This is a genomic window from Kitasatospora sp. NPDC058046, assembly GCF_042885595.1.
GTDB lineage: Bacteria > Actinomycetota > Actinomycetes > Streptomycetales > Streptomycetaceae > Kitasatospora.
Genome location: NZ_JBHVRS010000023.1, coordinates 142161 through 160548 on the forward strand (window position 1 = coordinate 142161; position 18388 = coordinate 160548).

The window sequence follows — 18388 nt, forward strand, 5'->3', positions numbered from 1 at the left end:
GGGTCGGACCAGGCGGAAGCGAGCGGGGTCGGGCCGGCCCCCGGCGTGGGCAGGGGGCCGGCCCGAGGCCCGGGTCAGCGGCAGAGGGCCGCGTCCAGGGCGTCCGTCATGTGCTGCGCGCCGACCTCGCCCGGAACGGTGGTGACGGTGATGGTGGCGGCGCGACCGTCCTCGGTGACGCCGCCGCGGGTCCGGTAGCCGGGGGCGGTGCCGCCGTGGCCCCAGACGAGGCCGCCGCAGGAGAGCGGCCTGCTCTGCAGGCCCAGTCCGTAGCGGATCCCCTGGCCGATCAGATCGGCGGGGACGGTGGTGCGCATCTCGGCGAGCTGCGCCGGGGGCAGGAGCCGGCCGCCGAGGAGCGCGGTGAAGAACGTGTTGAGGTCGGTGTTGGTCGAGACGATCGCCCCCGTCGCCCAGGCCATCGAGGAGTCCATCTCGGTGTAGTCGAACCGGGGCGCGCCCGGTGTGCTGGGGAGGTAGCCGTGGGGGTGGGCCTCGTGGACGGTGGTGTCACCGACGGCGGGGAAGTAGGTGTGGCGCAGGCCGATGCGGTCGATGACGCGCTTGGTGATCTCCTCGCCGACGGGCCGTCCGGTGATCTTCTGGACGAGGAGTCCGGCGACGATGTAGTTGGTGTTGCTGTATGCCCAGCCGGTACCGGCGGGGAAGAGGGCCTTCTGGGCGAGGGCGCCGTCGAGGAGGTCGCGGGGCTCGAAGTAGCGGTACTGCACCGTGGTGAAGTCCGAGAGCTCGGGGGCCTCCATGTAGTCGGGCAGGCCGCTGGTGTGCTGGAGCAGTTGGCGGACGGTGATCTCGCGTCCGTCGATGCCGTCGCCGCGCAGCAGGCCCGGCAGGTAGGTCTCGATGGGGGAGTCCAGGCCCACCTTTCCTTCGGCGACGAGCTGGAGGACGACGACGGCGGTGAAGGTCTTGGTGTTGCTGCCGGCGCGGATCTGCCCGTCCACGGGGACCTTGGCCCCGGTGGCGAGGTCGCCGACGCCGGCGGTGTAGGTGCGGGTGCGGCCGTCGCGGCCCTTGACGGCGGCCAGGGCGGCGGGCAGGCCGTCGTCCTTGACCAGGGCGTCCAGGCTCTGTTGGACGACGTCGGGCCTGCCGCCGGCGAACGCCGTGGTCGGTGCCAGGACGCCGGCGGCCACGGCGGTGACGGTCGCCACGGCCGCCACCACCCGGTGCCGGCCACGGCGTCCGCGATGGGTTCGGTTGTGCTGTACGCGCTCGTTCATGGAGGAACTCCTCTGCTGGAGGCGGGAATTGGCGGGGCGGGGGGGTTCCGCGCGCCGCGGCGCGCGGAACCCGCTGGTCGTGGTCGTGCCGGTGCGGACGCTCGGACCGGGTCAGCGGCAGAGGGCCGTGTCCACCGCGGCCTTGACGTGCTGCTCGGCCGCGTCGCCCGGGATCATGGTCACCGCGACGCCGGCGGCGCGGCCGTCGTCGGTGGCGCCCCCGGAGCTGAAGTAGCCCGGGATGGTCCCGAGGTGGCCCCAGTACAGGCCGCCGCAGGACAGCGGGTTGCTCATCAGGCCCAGCCCGTAGCGGACGCCGGGACCCACCGAGTCGGCGGGGACGGTAGTGCGCATCTCGGCGAGCTGCGCCGCGGGCAGGAGCCGGCCGCCGAGGAGCGCGGCGTAGAAGCGGCTGAGGTCGCTCGTGGTGGAGACGACGGCGCCCGCCGCCCAGCCCCAGGACGGGTCCAGGTCCGTGTATTCGCGGAACGAGCCGTCGGCTTCCTGGTGGTAGCCCTTGGGGTGGGCCTCGCGGATGGTGGTGTCGCCGGGGGTGGGGAAGTAGGTGTGGCGCAGGCCGATGCGGTCGACGACGCGCCGGTTGATCTCCTCGCCGAGCGGCCGCCCGGTGACCTTCTGGATGATCAGGCCGGCCACCAGGTAGTTGGTGTTGTTGTACTCCCACCGCGCACCCGGGGCGAAGTGGGCCTTCTGGGCCAGGGCCGCGTCGAGGAGCTCGCGCGGTTCGTAGTACCGGTTCGGGTTGGCGAGGATGGCGCCCTTGTCCACGTACTCGGGCAGGCCGCTGGTGTGCTGGAGCAGCTGGCGGACGGTGATGCCGTGCCCGTCGATGCCGTCGCCGCGCAGCAGGCCCGGCAGGTAGGTCTCGACGGGCGAGTCCAGGCCCACCTTTCCTTCGGCGACGAGCTGGAGGACGACGACCGCGGTGAAGGGCTTGGTGTTGCTGCCGATCCGTATCTGGCCGTCCGTGGGGACCTTGGCCCCGGTGGCGAGGTCGCCGACGCCGGCGGTGTAGGTGCGGGTGCGGCCGTCGCGGCCCTTGACGGCGGCCAGCGCGGCGGGCACGCCGTCGTCCTTGGCCAGGGTGTCCAGGCTCGACTGGACGCTGTCGGGCCTGCCGCCCGCGAACGCCGCGGTCGGTGCCAGGACGCCGGCGGCCACGGCGGCGGCCGCCGCCACGGCCACCGCCACCCGGTGCCGGCCGTTGCGGCGGCGGAGCGGAAGGCGGTGGTGCGGTGCGTGCTCGTACACGGGGGTCCCCTCTGGTGGTTGGCGCCGGGGATTCCCGGCCTGCGGCAAGAAGACCATTCAGGGGCACGGGAGTTCATCGGTTCCCAGGACGAGAGCGCACCCGGGAGCGGGCTCCCGGGAGCCGCCCCGGCCGGGACCGGGCTCCCGGCCGGGGCCGCGGCGGGGAGGGGGCGAGGCCGCGGCGAGGCGGGGGCGGGGAGGGGGCGAGGGACATCCGAAACGGTGACTGGAGGCGTCCCGGGGTGGTGGGGGAGGCTGGCGGCGACAATCCGGGCGTGGTGCTCGCGGCCGCGCCCCGACGGGTGGCGGCCGGCCGCCGCTCGCTCTCCGTCAGCAGACGTCGAAGGGGCCAGGGATGACGACGCCGGGCAACACCACGGGCAGTGGCGGTCCGTCGATGGGCGGCTACAAGGTCACGCCCGACGACGTCTCCGCGGCGTCCGTCTACGTGACCAACCAGGCCGGCGAGATCGACACCAAGATCGCCACGCTGCGGACGTACGTCGCGGGGCTGAGCGGCTGCTGGCAGGGCTCGGCGCACGGCGCCTTCGAGGTGCTGATGGCCGACTACGACATCTACGCGCGCATGATGCACGACGCGCTCACCGACATCGCCTCCGGGCTGCGCGGCAACTACGTCAACTACGTCGAGTCGGAGCAGGCGAACCTCGCCAACCTCCGCAAGGTGACGCTGCCCGCCGCCAAGTTCTGACGCCGCGTCCCTCCCCACCCCCTCCCAGGAGCACCGCGATGAGTTTCTCCGACGCCGTCCCGATCAGCGTCCAGCAGGACCTGGAGCACGCCGGCCCCTACCTCAACGCGCAGGCGGCCGACATCGCCCAGCAGCTGCACGAGCTGGCCATGTACCTGAACCAGCTGCCGGAGCTCTGGCAGGGCGCGGCCTCCGGCTACTACCAGGGGCTCCAGGCCGAGTGGAACATCGCGGCCGAGGGGCTGTTCGGCCCCGACGGCGTGCTCGGCCAGATCGCGCACGCCATGAACGTCAACTGGGCGAACTACAGCAGCGCCGAGTGGGCCAACTCGCAGACCTGGAACAACACCGCCGGCCGGCGCTGAGGCCGGGGCCGCCGCCGTCGTCGCGGTCGGCCGCCATCCGTACGACATTCCGCATGAACGAGGGCAAGAGAGCTACGCATGGCTGACGGGCACTGCCGAGTGACAGTGGTCGGCGAACACAAGCGGGTGGACCTCGCGGTCCCCGCCGCCGCCCCGATCGCGGAATACGTCACGACGCTGGCCCGGCTGGTCGGCCAGGAGGAGCTGGAGGCGCTGCCGGCGGCGTGGTCGCTGGCGGTGCCGGGCGGGCCGACGCTCCACCCCGTCTCCTCGCTGCGCGAGGCCGGGGTGCAGGACGGTCAGCTGCTGTACCTGCGGGACGCCGCCGAGGGCGAGTTCGAGGAACCGCTGATCCGCGACGTCGACGAGCTGGTCGCCGACGTCGCCGACTCCTTCGGCGACCTGCGCTGGACCTCGCGTGCCCGCGCGGTCTGCGCGACGGTCCTGGGCGCGCTCGGCCTGGCCGCCGCCTGTGTGACAGCCGCCTCGCGCGGCGGCTGGTCCGGGGCGGTGGCGGGCCCGGTGGCGGTCGGTGCCGCGTTCGTCCTGGTCATCACCGGCTGGCTGCTGGGCCGTTCCACCCTGGACCTGCCGTCCCGGCTGGGCCTGCCGATCGCGCTGGCCGCCGTGCCCTGCGCGGCGGTGGCCGGCTGGTTCCTGCCCGACCCCGTGGACGGCAACGCCACCGCGGCGGCGCTGGGGGCGATGGTCGGCGCCGGGGCCGCGCTCTGGGCGGCGCCCTCGGTGGTCGCCGCCGCCGTGCTGCTGTTCGGCGTGGCCGGGGCGGCCGTGGTGGGACTGCTGGAGGCGGTGCACGCGGACCTCGCCCAGGGCGCGGCCGCGGTGGCCGTGGTCGGCTACGGGATGCTGCTGATCGCGCCGTGGCTGGCCGGCCAGCTGGCCGCGCTGTGGCCCACCGAGCGCGGGTCGGAGGACGGCGCGGTCCGCGTGATGGTGCACCGGGCGCGGACCCTGCTGCTCTGCTGGACCGCCGCGGTCTCCCTGCTGCTGGCCGTCGCGCTGGCCGTGCTGGGCTCGGCGCACGGCGGCTACCCGCCGGCGCTGGCGGGCTGCCTGGCGGTCGCCGCGCTGCTGCGGGCGGGAACCTTCCGGCTGCTCGCCGAGGCGGCCCCCGTGGTGGTGGCCGGCGCGGTCGGCCTGGCCACCACCCTGCTGTTCGCGCCCGAGGCGATGGCGGCTCCCGGCTGGGTCGGCCCGGTGGCGCTCTGCGTGGTCGGGGTGCTGATGGCGGGCACCGGGGTGGCGCTGTCCTTCCGCCGTACGGCGGCCCGCGAGGCCGCGCGGCCGCCGGCGCTGAACGTGCTGGGCACGCTCTGCGGGGTGGCCGCGGTGCCGCTGGCGCTCGGGGTGTTCGGCGTGTTCCAGAACCTCGCCGCGTTCGGACACCACCTGTGAGCCGGACGGCCTGTCGCCCGGTCCTGCCCTGGCCGGTCCCGGGCGGCCGGTCGGACGGCCTAGCGCCCGCTGAGCTGGTGGACCCTCAACTGCTCCGGGACGCCGAACCGGAGGGGGTCCGCCACCGCGGCGGGAGCCGTCGGGCCGGGGGAGGCCGCCGGCTCGGGGCCGGTCTCGTCGACGTAGCCCAGTTCGATCGCCTTGCGGGTCAGCTCCGCCTTGTTGCCGGCGTTGAGCTTGGCCCGGATCCGCTTCACGTAGGTGTTGACGGTGGCTTCGCTGAGCGCCATCAGCCGGGCGATCTGGCCGTGGGTGTAGCCCTGGGCGATCAGCCGCAGCGTCTCCACCTCGCGGCGGGCCAGGCCCTGGCTCTCGCCGGGGCTGCGACGGCTCAGCTCGGAGTGGAGGTGGCCGCCCAGGCCGGCCGCGAGGTAGAAGCTGCCGCGGGCGACCGCCTCGACGGCGGACAGGAACTCGGTGTCGTCGGCGTGCTTGGTGACGAAGCCGTACGCGCCGGCCTTGAGCGCGGTCAGCAGGTCCCTGGGCTCGGCCGACGGGGAGAGGACCAGGACCGCGCTGGTGGCGCTCAGGGCGCCGATCACGTGCAGGACGGACGTGCCGGAGTAGGGGGTGGGGTCCAGCACCACCACGTCGGGGCGGAGCCCGCTCTCGGCCAGGTCGTGCACGGTGTCCACCGAGGCGATCACTTCCAGCCGGGGGCTGCGGGCCAGGACCTGCTCGATCCCCATGCGTGTCATGCGGTGGTCCTCGACGATGCCTATGGTCGGCATAACCGGCCTTCCCTCTCTCCGTCTCCCGTGCGGTCGCGCCAGCTGAGCCGCGTCGGGAGGTCTGCGTCACGTGCCGTCACTCCGTTCTACGCAGCCGGGGCCTGAGATGTTCGGATCGGTTGCGAGACGGCGACGGCGCCCGCTCGCGCACGCTCCGTCGAACCATCAGTGTGCGGAGCGGCACGGGCTGTTCGTCCGGGCGCCCGCACCGGAACATGTCGTATTCGGTCGGGGGGCCGCGCGCCCGCCCGCGCCCGTGGAGGTTGATCATGGCTGAGGCCGAGCAGGACGGTACGGACCGGCGGAACATGGTGGCGGCCTTCGTCAAGGAGGTCCGGGGCGGGGACGGCGGCCCTTCGAAGGTGGTGCCGCGCGCCTGGGCGGTGGGCCTCACCGTGCTCGTCGTCGGTGCGGGCGCGGTCGGCGTCGGCATGCTGGCCAAGAGCGGTCAGCACGGGCCGGCGAAGGCAGCGGCCGAGCACCCGGTGACGGCCACCCCCTCGCCGAGCGCCTCGACCGGCTCCGGCCAGCCGGCGCCCGGCACCCCGGGCAACGCGGCCCCGCCCCTGGCGAACACCGACACCGGTGCCGGCGGTTCGGGCGGCAACCCGCAGGGCCGGCCGGCCCCCGCGCCCGGCGACAACGCGCCCGCGCCCTCGGGCGACAACGCGCCCGCCCCGGTCGGCGGCGCGCCGCTCGCGCCCCGGAACAACCAGGCGGCCCCGGCGCCGGCGGCTCCCGCCCCGGCCGCTCCCGCCCCCGCGGCCCCGGCCCCGGCGGTCCCGGCGCCCAACCTGGCGGCGGCCAAGTCCGCCGCCTACACGGCGGTGGCCGGCTACGGCTGCCCGTCCAACAGCCTCCAGGGCTTCTCCGAGGCCGGCCGGTACTCCAACGGCAGCGCCGGCTGGGTCAGCGTGGGCAGCGCCGGCTGGGCGCAGGACGGCTGCAAGGGGCAGTTCGACGCGATGCCGATGTCGGGCGACGCGAAGGAGGACGACCGGAGCAACTACGCCCTGTGGACCTTCTCCCCGGGCGCGGCGGGCCTGCGCACGGCCACCTGCCAGGTCCAGGTGTACACGCCCAAGGACGGCGACATCACGCACGTCGGCGGGGAGCCGGCGCACTTCGAGGCCTACGGGTCGTCCAGCCTCTCCTCCGGGATGCTGAACGCCTTCGACGTCGACCAGCGGGGCCACCTCGGCGAGTGGAAGGACGTCGGCACGTTCAAGACCACGACCGGGGTGCTGATGATCAAGCTGGACAGCCGGGGCCTGGACTGGCACGGGAAGACGAAGACCAACGCCCACCTGGCGGTCGCCCAGATGCGGGCGACCTGCAATTGAGCCCTGTGGGTGCGGTACCAGGCCCCGAAGGGGTGCGCGCATGAGCAAGACGTGGGTCAAGGTCGCCCAGCGGGGCTGGGGCGTCCAGCGCAGCATCGGCGCGGCGGTGCGCACGGCCGCCGACGGCGGGGTCGTCTCGGTGATGCCGGGCGAGTACGCGGAGAGCGTGCTGCTGGAGCGCGGGGTCAGCCTGGAAGCGGCCGAGGGGCCGGGGACGGTCACGATCGCCCCGGCACGCGGGCCCGCGCTCACCGTGGCCGGCGGCAGCCCCACCGTGCGGGGGCTGCTGCTGCGCGGCGCCGACCCGCGGGAGCCGGCCGTGCTGATCGGCGGCGGCGCACCCGTGCTGGAGCACTGCGAGGTGGTCGGCGGCCGGGTCGAGGTGGCCGGGCGGGCCGCCCCGGTGCTGCGCGACTGCGCCGTCCGCGGGGCGGTCGGCGTCGGCCTGCGCCTGGGCGGGGACAGCCGGGCCGTGGTCGAGGGCTGCGCGGTGGCCGACACCGAGGGCGTCGGGCTGCTGGTCGCCGAGGGCGCCGTCCCCGAGGTGCGGAGCACCAGGATCGGCCCGAGCAGCGCCCAGGGCCTGTACGTCGGCGGCACCGGCGGCGGCTCGTTCGAGGGCTGCGAGGTGACCGGCAGCGGTGGCGCGGCCGTCCGGGTGGCCGACGCGGCGGCCCCGGTGCTGCGCGCCTGCCGCCTGCACGGCAACCACGCGGCGGGCCTGCACGTCTCGGCCGACACCCCCGAGCCGCTCGCGGCCGGGTCGGCCGAGCCGGCCGAGGGCGGTACCGTGCTGACGGACTGCGAGATCACGGGCGCCGCCACCGTGGGCGTCCTCGCCGACGAGGACGCCCGGGTGCTGCTGCGGGACTGCCGGGTCTCGCGGACCGGCGGGGCCGGGATCGTGGCCGTGGACCGCAGCCGCCTGCGCCTGTACGACACCGTCACCACCGACACCGGCGACACCGGGCTGGCCCTGGGCCAGAGCGCCTCGGCGCGGGTCGAGGGCGGCGGCTTCCTGCGCGCCACCGGCAACGGCGTGTACGTGGCGGGCGAGGCCGAACTGGCGCTGAACGGCAGCGAGGTGGCGGACGCGGGCTTCAGCTGCCTGCACCTGGGCGAGGGCGGCTCCGCCGACCTGGCCGACTGCCGCCTGCACGGCACACCGGAGCACGGCATCAGGGTCACCGGCAACTCCCTGCTGAGCGCCGAGGGCACCACCGTGGAGCAGGCCCGGATGGCCGGCGTCTCGGTGGAGGAGCGGGCCGACGCGGTGCTGCGCGGCTGCACCGTACGGGCCACCGGCGTCGGCGTACGCCTGGACACCCGCCACCGCCCGCTGCTGGAGGACTGCGAGATCGCCGCCACGGCGGGCGCGGGCGTGGAGGTCGGCGAGCGCACCGGCGTGCTGCTGAACCGCGTCAGGATCCACGACACCGGCGGCTCCGGCCTGCTCGCCGCCGAGCGGAGCACCCCCGTGCTGGACGGCTGCGAGATCACCGACACGGCGGGCAGCGGCATCGTGGTGCGGGCGGGCGCCGACCCGCGGGTGCGGGCGAGTACGATCGCGCGCACCGCCAAGAACGGCCTGTACCTGGACGAGGGCGCGCACGGCCTGCTGGAGGACTGCGCGCTGTCCGAGACCGGCTACCCGGCCCTGTACGTCGGCGCGGGCGCCGATCCGGTGCTGCGCCGCTGCCTCGTCCACGACACCGCCGAGGACGTCGCGCTGGCCGAGCGGGCCGCCGCCGTGCTGGAGGACTGCCGGACGGAGCGGGTCGAGCAGGCCACCCTGCCGGCCGTCGGCGAGCCGGTCGCCCCGGGCACCCCGGCCGGGATCGCCCGGCCCTGGTCGCTGCCGGGAACGACGGCCGGAGCGACAGCCGGGGCGACGGCGGGGGCCGGCGCGCCGACGGGCGACGGCGAGGCGGACGGGACGGAGGAGCGGGACCGCGCCGAGGCCGAACTGGCGGCCCTGCTCGCGGAGTTGCACCGGCTGGTCGGCCTGGAGCGGGTCAAGCGCGACGTCGAGACCATGGTCAAGTTGATGCAGCTGGTCCGGCGCCGCAAGGAGCTGGGCCTGCCGCCGCCGCCCACCAGCCGCCACGTGGTCTTCGCGGGGAACCCGGGCACCGGCAAGACCACCGTGGCCCGGCTGTACGGGCGGATCCTGCACGCGCTGGGCATGCTCTCCAGCGGCCACCTGGTCGAGGCGGACCGCGGCGACCTGGTCGGCGAGTACGTCGGGCACACCGCGCCCAAGACCACGGCGGTGTTCCGCCGGGCGCTGGGCGGGGTGCTCTTCATCGACGAGGCCTACGCGCTGGTGCCGCACGGCCAGGGCGGCGACTTCGGCCAGGAGGCCATCTCGACGCTGGTCAAGCTGATGGAGGACCACCGCGACGAGGTCGTGGTGATCGTGGCCGGCTACCCCGGGGACATGCAGCGCTTCATCGACGCCAACCCGGGCCTGGCCTCCCGGTTCACCCGCACGCTGACCTTCGACGACTACCTCGGCCCGGAGCTGGTCGACATCGTCGCCCACCAGGCCGAGCAGCACCGCTACGACCTGCCGGAGCCGACCCTGGCCGCGCTGGCCGGGTACTTCACGGAGCTGCCGCGCGACGAGGGCTTCGGCAACGGCCGCACCGCCCGCCAGGTCTTCCAGTGGATCACGGAGCGGCACGCCCAGCGGATCGCCGACCTCGACGCCCCGACGGCCGAGGACCTGACCACCGTCCTGCCGGAGGACCTGCCGGAGTTGAGCACGGCGGTCTGACGTACGGCGGTCCGACTTACGGCGCCCCGGGGCTCCCCGCCCCGGGGCACGGCGCCGACGACCGGTCAGGCCGTCGGCCTCGGCGCGACCTCCGGGAGGATCGACCCGTGGTCGGCGGACGCGTAGGCCTGGCCCGCCAGGTCCAGCCGGGCCAGGTAGACGCCGTAGATCTCGACGGCGTCGGCCACCTGGCGCAGCGCCGTCTGCAGCTCGGGGTTGATGATCGGCGCGAACTTCTGGGCGGCCTTCTGGACGCCCTTGTCCGGGATGGGCCCCGTCCGCGCGATCGGGCCCATCCCGCCGGCCATCCCCGAGTTGTCGTACCAGGTCCCGACGGGGGCGAACTCCTGGCCCCAGAAGGTGCCGCTGGCGACCACGGCGTCCACCTTGGCCTTCAGGGCGTTGTAGGCGTCCACCACCCCGGAGGTGGTGGACGCCCCGCTGACGATGACGGAGTAGACCGTCGACAGGTCCACCGAGAAGGACGCGTGGCTGGGCGGCGCGGGGGCGGTCCCGGACGGGCCGGTCCCGGATGGGGCGTTGGCGGGGTTCGTGAAGCCCTCGTTGAAGCCCGGGACGTAGCCGTTCTCCCACAGCATCTTCAGGGTCGGGTCGGCCGCGCCCCCGCCCGGCTTGGGGTCTCCGCCGCCGCCGTCCTCGGGCGACGGGACGTAGATCGGGGAGTTGATCGGGGCGACCACGCGGACCTCCGGAGCAGGGAGCGGGCAGTGAACAGGGCCATCCTCGCCCACCGGCCGCCCGGGGCGGGAGGTCCCCGTTCGGGGACGCCGGGGGGACAGAAAGCGGGTCTGTCCCGCGCGTCCGGCCGCTGCCTAGACTCCGCAGGGCCGACGTGCGTACGTGGACCAGCCGTACGCGGATCGGGCCGGGCCGGACCGGTGCGGACCGGCCGAACGACGAGCCCCCGGGGAGCGCCTGCCGTGGCCTACACCTTGCAGGAATTCAAGGTCGACCTGCAGCAACTGCTCGAAGCGTCCGGCACGCTGGGCGCCGAGAGCGAGAACATCAAGGGGGAGATCGACGCGATCGCGACGGCCCTGGCGCCCCTGGAGACCGGCTGGATCGGCCCGGCCGGCACCTCCTTCGCCGCCATCACCAAGGTCTACAAGGACGACATGGTCGGCCTGCAGAACCTGCTCGACGAGATGACCAGGCGGATGCGGTCGGCCTACCGGATGTACCACGACATGGAACTGGCCAACTACAACAACGTCCGCGCCTGATGAGCGTCGAACCCAACCCCGGGACCCCCGCTCCGGTCACGCCCGACTACGACACGGTCAAGCTCACCATCCCGCTGCACGAGATGGCGGCCGCCAAGGCCACCGTCGAGGCCTCCCTGAACAGCATCCTGGACAGCCTGGTCACGATCGAGCAGACCCTCGCCGACCTCAAGCTGGGCTGGGCGGGACAGACCGCGGACCAGGCCAAAGCGATCTTCGACCAGTGGAACGCCTGCATGGCGGAACTGGTCGGGACCAAGACCAAGGCCAAGCCCGACGGCGCGGACGGGGTCTTCCAGCGGCTGATGATCGCCGTGGGCAGCGCGGCCGCCAACTACGACCACGCCGAGGACTTCATCGTCACCAAGCTCTTCGCGCCGCTCACCGCCGCCATCGGCGCCCCCTCGACGGGCACCGGCGACCCGAACGCCTACAACCCGCCGCCGAAGGACCTCGTCAACGACAAGAGCAACACCGTGGTCGCCGAGATCTTCTGACCCCGCCCGACCCCCGCCCCGGCCCCGGCGCGCCCCCGCGCCAGGGCCCGCCGCACCACCGCCGCAGTCGAGCACCGAGAGGCACAACCAGGTGAGCAGGATCCCCTTCCACCGGCCCACCCGCGCCCTGCCGCCGGCCCTGCCCGACCAGCGCGTGGTGCTGCCCGCCCCGCCGCAGACCCCGCAGGGCGCCAACTCCTCGGCCAGCACCTGGCTCTCCCTGCTGCTGCCGCTGATGAGCAGCATCAGCATGGCCGCCTACATGGTGATGTACCGCAACCCGCTGCTGATCGCGCTGGGCGTCGGCTTCGTGCTGATCTCGATCGCCGCCACCCTCGCCGTCCGCCACCAGATGCGCAGCGCGACCCGGCAGACCAAGGACCGCCAGCGCGAGCGCTACCTGCGCTACCTGACCGACGTCAAGAAGACGGCCCGCCAGGTCGCCGACAGCCAGCGGCTGGCGGCCGGCTGGCTGCACCCCTCGCCGGAGCGGCTCTGGGCGCTCGCCGAGCGCCGCCGCCGGGTCTGGGAACGGCGCGCCACCGACAAGGACTTCCTGCAGCTGCGCCTGGGCCAGGGGCAGGGCCCGCTGGCCACCCCGATCCAGCTCGGCACCCGCAACGACCCGCTCGCGGAGTACGACGAGCAGACCCACGCCGCCGCGCAGCGGGTGGTCGACCAGGCCGGTACGGTCGGCCGCCAGCCCGCCCTGGTCGACCTGGTCAGGACCGGCGTGCTCAGCCTGCTCGGCCCCGCCGACCGGACCAGGGCGCTGGCCCGCTCGCTGCTCTGCCAGCTCGCGGTGCTGCACGCCCCCGACGACGTCACCGTCGTGGTCTGCACCGGCGGCGACCCCGACTGGGAGTGGGCCAAGTGGCTCCCGCACACCCACGAGGCCGGTGCCCCGAGCCCGGCCGGTGTGGTCCCGCTGGTCGCCGCCGAGTTCGAGGCGCTCGCCGACGCCCTGGAGGGCGCGATCACCCGCGCCCAGGCCGAACGGACCACCCGCCGGCCCGTCCTGGCGGGCGCCCCCGCCCCGGTGATGCGCCGGCTCGTCGTCCTGCTCGACCCGTACGACCCGGCCGCCGCCTGGGCCCGCGGCCCGGTGGCCACCTCCCTGCTCGAATCGGCCGGGCCCGACCTGGGCATCACCGTGATCTGCCTGGTCGGCGCCGAGCGCGACGAGCCCACCCGCACCGAGGTGCGCGCCCGGGTGGGCGAGGACGGCTCGCTGGTCCTGGAGGGCCGCAACACCGAGCTGTACAGCCGGGTCGAGGGGGCCGTCGCGGACGCCCCCGCCCCGGAGCTCTGCGAGCTCACCGCGCGGGCGCTGGCCCCGCTGAGCCTGTCCGAGGAGCCCGAGCAGCTGCTGGCCCGCACCATCACCCTGCCCGAGATGCTCGGCACCCCCGACGTGGCCGCCTTCGACCCGTCCGTCAGCTGGATCCCGGCCGGCGACGAGCGGCTGCTGCGCCTGCCGATCGGCCTGTCCGGCGAGGGCGACCCGGTGCTGCTCGACCTCAAGGAGTCCGCCCAGGGCGGCATGGGCCCGCACGGCCTGATCGTCGGGGCCACCGGCTCCGGCAAGAGCGAACTGCTGCGCACCATGGTCACCGGGCTGGCGATGACCCACTCCCCGGAGCTGCTCAGCCTGGTGCTGGTCGACTTCAAGGGCGGCGCCACCTTCGCCGGCGTCACCGGACTGCCGCACGTAGCCGGCCTGATCACCAACCTCGCCGACGACCTCTCCCTGGTGGACCGGGTCCGCGCCGCCCTCCAGGGCGAACAGCAGCGCCGGCAGCGGCTGCTGCGCGCGGCCGGGAACGTCGACTCGCTGCGCGAGTACCAGCTGCGCCAGGCGGCCGGGCAGTGCGACGTGGACGGCAAGCCGCTGGAGCCGCTGCCCTACCTGCTGATCGTGGTCGACGAGTTCGGCGAACTGCTCTCCCAGCGCTCCGACTTCATCGACCTGTTCGTCCAGATCGGCCGGGTCGGCCGCAGCCTGGGCATGCACCTGCTGCTGGCCACCCAGCGGCTGGAGGAGGGCCGGCTGCGCGGCCTGGAGTCGCACCTGTCGTACCGCGTCTGCCTGCGCACCTTCAGCGCCGCCGAGAGCCGCGCGGTGATCGGCACCCCCGACGCCTACCAGCTGCCCCCGATCCCCGGCTCCGCCTACCTCAAGGTGGACGAGTCGGTCTACCAGCGCTTCCGGGTCGCCCACATCTCCGGCCCGTACCAGGAGCCCGGCACGGGCGAGGACGGCGCCGCGGCCGGCCTCCCGGTCGTGCCCTTCGAGCTGCGCACCGCGCCGCAGGAGGAGCCCGAGGAGCCCGCCGAGTCCCAGCCGCCGGCCCTGCCCGCCGGCCCCACCGAGATGGAGGTGGCGGTCGACCAGGTCTGCCGGTTCGGGCAGTCCGTGCACCAGGTCTGGCTCGCCCCGCTGCCCGCCGCGATCCCGCTGGACAGCCTGATCGGCCCGGTCTCCGAGCAGCCGGGGCGTGGCCGCCAGGCCGGCCTGTGGCCCGGCACCGGCCGGCTCGCCTTCCCCGTCGGCGTGCTCGACCTGCCCCTCCAGCAGCAGCAGCTGCCGCTCCAGTTCGACTTCGAACGCGTCCACGGCAACCTCGCCCTGGTGGGCGCGCCGCAGACCGGCAAGAGCACCCTGCTGCGCACCACGGTGCTGTCCGCGATGCTCACCCACACCCCCGACGAGGTGCAGTTCTACGGACTGGACTACGGCGGCGGCAGCCTCGGCCCGCTGGAGGCCGCCCCGCACGTGGGCGCCGTGGCCGGGCGCCGCGACGAGCAGCGGGCCCGCCGGGTGCTGGCCGAGCTCGGCCTCCTGGTCGCCGCCCGCGAGCAGCTCTTCGGGGAGCTGGGCGTCGACTCGGTGGCGGCCTTCCGGGCGCTGCGCAAGGCCGACCGGCTGCCGGCCGGGACCCGGGCCGCCGACGTCTTCCTGCTGCTGGACAACTGGGGCGCGATCCGCACCGAACTGGAGGGCGCCGAGGCCTCGGTGCTGGACATCGCCTCCCGCGGCCTGGGCGTGGGCGTGCACGTGATCGTCACCGCCAACCGCTGGGCCGACATCCGGCCGAACCTGCGCGACAGCTTCTCCGGGCGCCTGGAGCTGCGGCTGAACGAGCCCACCGAGTCGGAGGTCAGCCGCCAGGCGAGCCGGCAGGTCCCCAACATCCAGGGCCGCGGCATCGTGTCGCCCGGCGTGCTGTACCAGGCCGTGCTGCCCCGGCTGGACGGCCGCGAGGGCACCGACGGCCTGGCCGAGGCCCAGGAGGACGCGCTCGGCAAGATCGCCGCCTCCTGGCCGGGCGCCGGCGCCCCGCCGGTGCTGATGCTGCCCGACCGGGTGCTGCTCGAGGACCTCGACCCCGCGGGGACGGCCGGCTTCGCCGCGGACGAGGTGCCGATCGGCGTCGGCGAGCGCGACCTGGCGCCGGTCGGCCTGGCGATGGGGCCGGGCGACCCGCACTTCCTGGTGTTCGGCGACGCCGGCAGCGGCAAGTCCGCCTTCCTGCGCACCTGGATGGCCGCCACGGCCGCCCGGAGCACCGCCTGGGAGTCCCGGTTCATGGTGATCGACTACCGGCGCAGCCTGCTGGACGCGGTGCCGGAGGACTACATCGGCGCCTACGCGGGCGACGCGGCCGCCGCCGAGGCCTACGTCGACCAGCTGGTCGCCAAGCTGGCCGAGCGGATGCCGCCGCCCGGCATCACGGCCGCCCAGCTCCGCGCCCGGGACTGGTGGGACGGTCCCGAGCTGTACGTGGTGGTGGACGACTACGACCTGGTCGCGGTCGGCCACCAGTCCCCGCTGGCCAGGCTCGCCGACTACGTCACCCAGGCCCGTGAGATCGGCCTGCACGTGGTGCTGGCCCGCCGGGTGGCCGGTGTCGGACGCCCGCTGATGTCCGACCCGCTGCTCTCCCGGCTCAAGGACCTCGGCACCGGCGGCCTGATCCTCTCCGGCGACCCGCGCGAGGGCGTCCTGCTGGGCGACCAGCGCGCGGCCCAGCGCCCCCCGGGCCGCGGCGTCCTCGTCCGGCGCTCCGGACCGGCGAGGCTGCTCCAGGTCGCGCTCCGCGAGGAGGAGCCGGCCTGACCAGCCGGGCTCCTCCCACCGGGCCGGGGGCTCTCGCAGCCCCCGGCCCGTTCGTACCTTCCCGCCCGCGCTCTCCGCGGCAGTTGCTTCGAGGTGGATCCCCGATGGCCGACAACGGCTTCAGCATCAGCGACATCTACGCCCTGGGCAACCAGTGGATCGAGCTGGGCAACACGGTGTACGCGGCCCGGTACGGCACCAGCATGGCCATGGACAAGTTCCAGTGGACCGGTGACGGCATGGTGGCCGCGCACGACGCCTGGAACCTCGTCGGCAACAGCGTGCTCGACCCGGCGGTCACCACCTGCTGGAAGATCGGCGACGCCATCAACGACTACGGCCGGGCACTGGAGAAGATCATGGCCGCCGAGCAGAAGGCCGCCAACGCGGCCGGGCTGGCCAGCATCATCGCCACCATCCTCGGATTCGTCCTCCCCTTCGGTCTGGGCCTGCTGGCCAGGCTGATCGCGCCGCTCCTCGAAGGCCTCATCACCCTCATCACCAACATCCTGAGGACGATCGGCGAGAGCCTCCAGACCATCCTCAACATCGGCGCCTTCATCGGCGGCGCCGTGGCCGGCGGCCTGCTCCAGCTGGGCACCGACCTGCTGGCCCAGCTGATCGCCGACAAGATCTACGACGTCCCGTTCGAGATCGACTGGGCCGCCGAGGGCATGAGCATGGGCTTCGGGGCCGTCTTCGGCGGCCTCGGGGGCCTGGCCGGTCTGCGCGGACCCAAGGAGGTCGGGATCGGCGGCGGCCCCAAGGGGGTCGGGGGCAAGGGCGTGACCCCGCCGAAGGTCGACCCGCCGGGTGTGAAGCCCCCGGTCACCGAGCACGTCCCGCTGCCGGGGCGCGGCTCCGTGCCGCTTCCGGAAGGGCCGGGGTCCATCGGCGGAGTCACCCCGGGCGGCATCGGCAAGGTCCCGCCGCCGGAGCTGTTCCCGGGCGGCGGCAAGCCGCTGGGCGCCGAACCGGGCAGCGTGCCGCCGGGACGCTCGCCCGTCGCCCCCGGCGGGGTGGAGCCCCCCAAGACCGGGATCCCCCACGAGGCCCCCGGCAGCACCCCGCCCGGCCCGCCCAGGACCACGACGCCCGGCCGGGGCCCCGAGCCGGTGACCCGGGAGCCCGGCCAGCTCGACCCGTCGGGAACCCACCAGCCGACCCCCGGCGGTCAGGTGAAGCCCGGGACCGGAGTGCACGAGCCCGGGGCGGGCGGGATCGGCAACGTCGCCCCGCCGAAGAGCACCGGCGGCCAGATCGGCGGCCAGGAGACGCACGGGCCGCTGGGCGGCAAGGACGGCTCGCTGCCCGACGCCACCTCGCGCTCCGTCAACGAGACGGGCGGGAACGGCGGTTCGCGCGGCACCGGCAACGGCAACGGCACCGGCAACGTCACCCGGCCCGGCCCGAACGAGCAGACCCCCGGCCACTCGCAGTCCGAGACGCCCGTCGACAACCAGACCTACAAGGCCTCCTTCGACCGGCAGCCCGGCGGAACGCGGCCCGGCAGCGACGTCGGCGCCAACGGCCGGCCGTCCTCGGCCTCCGCCCGCGTCGAGGGCGACAACGCCGTCGTGGCCACGGACCGCAACTCGCTCTCCGCGAAGACCCCCGGAAACCACGACGGCCTCCCCGGGGGCAACAACAACCGGCCCGAGGGCGTGAAGCAGCCCCTCAAGGAGGGCGCGGAGGCGCCCACGAACAACCAGCGGACCGCCACCGGAGGCGGCACCACCCCCCGCGACACCCCGCTGGAGCCGATGCGGGACAACGGAAAGTCCGGCGGCTCCTCCGGTTCCGCGCCCAAGGGCAACGAGCGGACCAACCAGTCGACCGGGGGGCAGAAGCCCCTGCCGAGGGAACTGGAGCCCCAGGCACCCGAGAACAGCAACCGGCAGTCGACCGCCTCCTCGGCGCGGGAACACGAGGGCAGCACCAACGGGACGAAGCAGACCACCTCCGAGAGCACGGCCCCGGGCAAGGGGGACCGGCCGACCTCGGAGCAGACCCGGCAGAACGGCCAGCAGGAGGGGACGACCGGGAAGTCGGAGGGTGCGGCGTCGAAGAAGCCCACCATGCGGCCGTTCGGTGCCAGGAAGGTGATGACCATCGCCGACCTCCCCCCGGAGGGGGCGGGGCCGAAGAGTGGCGCCCCGGAATCGGGGATGCGACCCGGCAGTTCCAACGTGAGGACCCTCAACGACCTCCCGAGCGAACACGGGGCGGGCGGCTCGGCGAAGGGCGGGTCGTCGGGGGAGAAGCCGCTGGTCGACCGGGGCACCGGGTCCACGTTGGACGGGAAGCCCGGTGAGAAGTGGGTGTCCCGGGATTCGGCTGATCGCAGGTCGATGACCATGGACGACCTGCCGGCGGATGGTCCGGTGAAGGGCGGGTCGCCGAAGGAGAAGCCGCTGGTCGATCGGGGTTCCGGGTCCACGTTGGACGGGAAGCCCGGTGAGAAGTGGGTGTCCCGGGATTCGGGCGACCGTAGGTCGATGACGGTGAACGACCTGCCGGCGGATGGTCCGGTGAAGGGCGGGTCGCCGAAGGAGAAGCCGCTGGTCGATCGGGGTTCCGGGTCCACGTTGGACGGGAAGCCCGG

12 protein-coding genes and 1 pseudogene are annotated in these 18388 nt (G+C 74.5%); 9 read left to right on the plus strand and 4 right to left on the minus strand.

Features of this window, described 5'->3' with window-relative positions:
- Positions 1-74: 74 nt before the first annotated feature.
- Positions 75-1244: a serine hydrolase domain-containing protein gene (locus ACFVU7_RS35660; protein ID WP_388049487.1), complete on the minus strand. Its 1170-nt coding sequence runs from the start codon at positions 1242-1244 to the stop codon at positions 75-77.
- Between the two features lie 111 nt (positions 1245-1355).
- Complete coding sequence (locus tag ACFVU7_RS35665) at positions 1356-2516, minus strand: serine hydrolase domain-containing protein (RefSeq protein ID WP_388049489.1); 1161 nt, start codon at positions 2514-2516, stop codon at positions 1356-1358.
- 355 nt (positions 2517-2871) lie between these two features.
- On the opposite strand from ACFVU7_RS35665, the gene ACFVU7_RS35670 reads away from it, so the two are divergent.
- The 3 genes from ACFVU7_RS35670 (at position 2872) to ACFVU7_RS35680 (ending at position 5009) form a co-directional block, all read left to right on the plus strand.
- On the plus strand, positions 2872-3228 hold the full coding sequence (locus tag ACFVU7_RS35670; RefSeq protein ID WP_049657205.1) for a WXG100 family type VII secretion target: 357 nt from the start codon (positions 2872-2874) through the stop codon (positions 3226-3228).
- Positions 3229-3266: 38 nt separating this feature from the next.
- Complete coding sequence (locus tag ACFVU7_RS35675) at positions 3267-3593, plus strand: WXG100 family type VII secretion target (RefSeq protein ID WP_049657206.1); 327 nt, start codon at positions 3267-3269, stop codon at positions 3591-3593.
- A 78-nt stretch (positions 3594-3671) separates the two neighbouring features.
- Positions 3672-5009, plus strand: a complete 1338-nt coding sequence (locus ACFVU7_RS35680) for an EsaB/YukD family protein (protein ID WP_074004743.1) — start codon at positions 3672-3674, stop codon at positions 5007-5009.
- 59 nt (positions 5010-5068) lie between these two features.
- Here the strand turns inward: ACFVU7_RS35680 and ACFVU7_RS35685 are convergent, their stop codons facing one another.
- Positions 5069-5800 (minus strand): response regulator transcription factor, encoded by a 732-nt coding sequence (locus ACFVU7_RS35685; RefSeq protein ID WP_049660980.1) that lies wholly within the window; start codon positions 5798-5800, stop codon positions 5069-5071.
- A gap of 269 nt (positions 5801-6069) precedes the next feature.
- On the opposite strand from ACFVU7_RS35685, the gene ACFVU7_RS35690 reads away from it, so the two are divergent.
- Positions 6070-7143, plus strand: a complete 1074-nt coding sequence (locus ACFVU7_RS35690) for a hypothetical protein (RefSeq protein ID WP_388049492.1) — start codon at positions 6070-6072, stop codon at positions 7141-7143.
- Between the two features lie 40 nt (positions 7144-7183).
- Positions 7184-9922 (plus strand): right-handed parallel beta-helix repeat-containing protein, encoded by a 2739-nt coding sequence (locus tag ACFVU7_RS35695; RefSeq protein ID WP_388049495.1) that lies wholly within the window; start codon positions 7184-7186, stop codon positions 9920-9922.
- A 65-nt stretch (positions 9923-9987) separates the two neighbouring features.
- On the opposite strand, the gene ACFVU7_RS35700 is transcribed toward ACFVU7_RS35695, so the two are convergent.
- Complete coding sequence (locus ACFVU7_RS35700; protein WP_049655550.1) at positions 9988-10623, minus strand: hypothetical protein; 636 nt, start codon at positions 10621-10623, stop codon at positions 9988-9990.
- A gap of 240 nt (positions 10624-10863) precedes the next feature.
- Here ACFVU7_RS35700 and ACFVU7_RS35705 point away from each other — a divergent pair, with 240 nt between their 5' ends.
- The 4 genes and pseudogenes from ACFVU7_RS35705 to ACFVU7_RS35720 form a co-directional block, all read left to right on the plus strand.
- The gene (locus tag ACFVU7_RS35705; RefSeq protein WP_388049498.1) at positions 10864-11166 is read left to right on the plus strand and encodes a WXG100 family type VII secretion target; all 303 of its coding nucleotides are present in this window, start codon (positions 10864-10866) and stop codon (positions 11164-11166) included.
- Positions 11166-11663, plus strand: coding sequence for a WXG100 family type VII secretion target (locus ACFVU7_RS35710; RefSeq protein WP_049655553.1), 498 nt, complete (start codon positions 11166-11168; stop codon positions 11661-11663). The genes ACFVU7_RS35705 and ACFVU7_RS35710 overlap by 1 nt, the downstream gene beginning before the upstream one ends.
- Positions 11664-11754: 91 nt before the next feature.
- A complete protein-coding gene (eccCa, locus tag ACFVU7_RS35715; RefSeq protein ID WP_388049501.1) occupies positions 11755-15783 on the plus strand; it encodes a type VII secretion protein EccCa in 4029 nt (1342 codons plus the stop codon).
- A gap of 104 nt (positions 15784-15887) precedes the next feature.
- A pseudogene (locus ACFVU7_RS35720) lies at positions 15888-18388 on the plus strand (hypothetical protein); the annotation flags it as partial.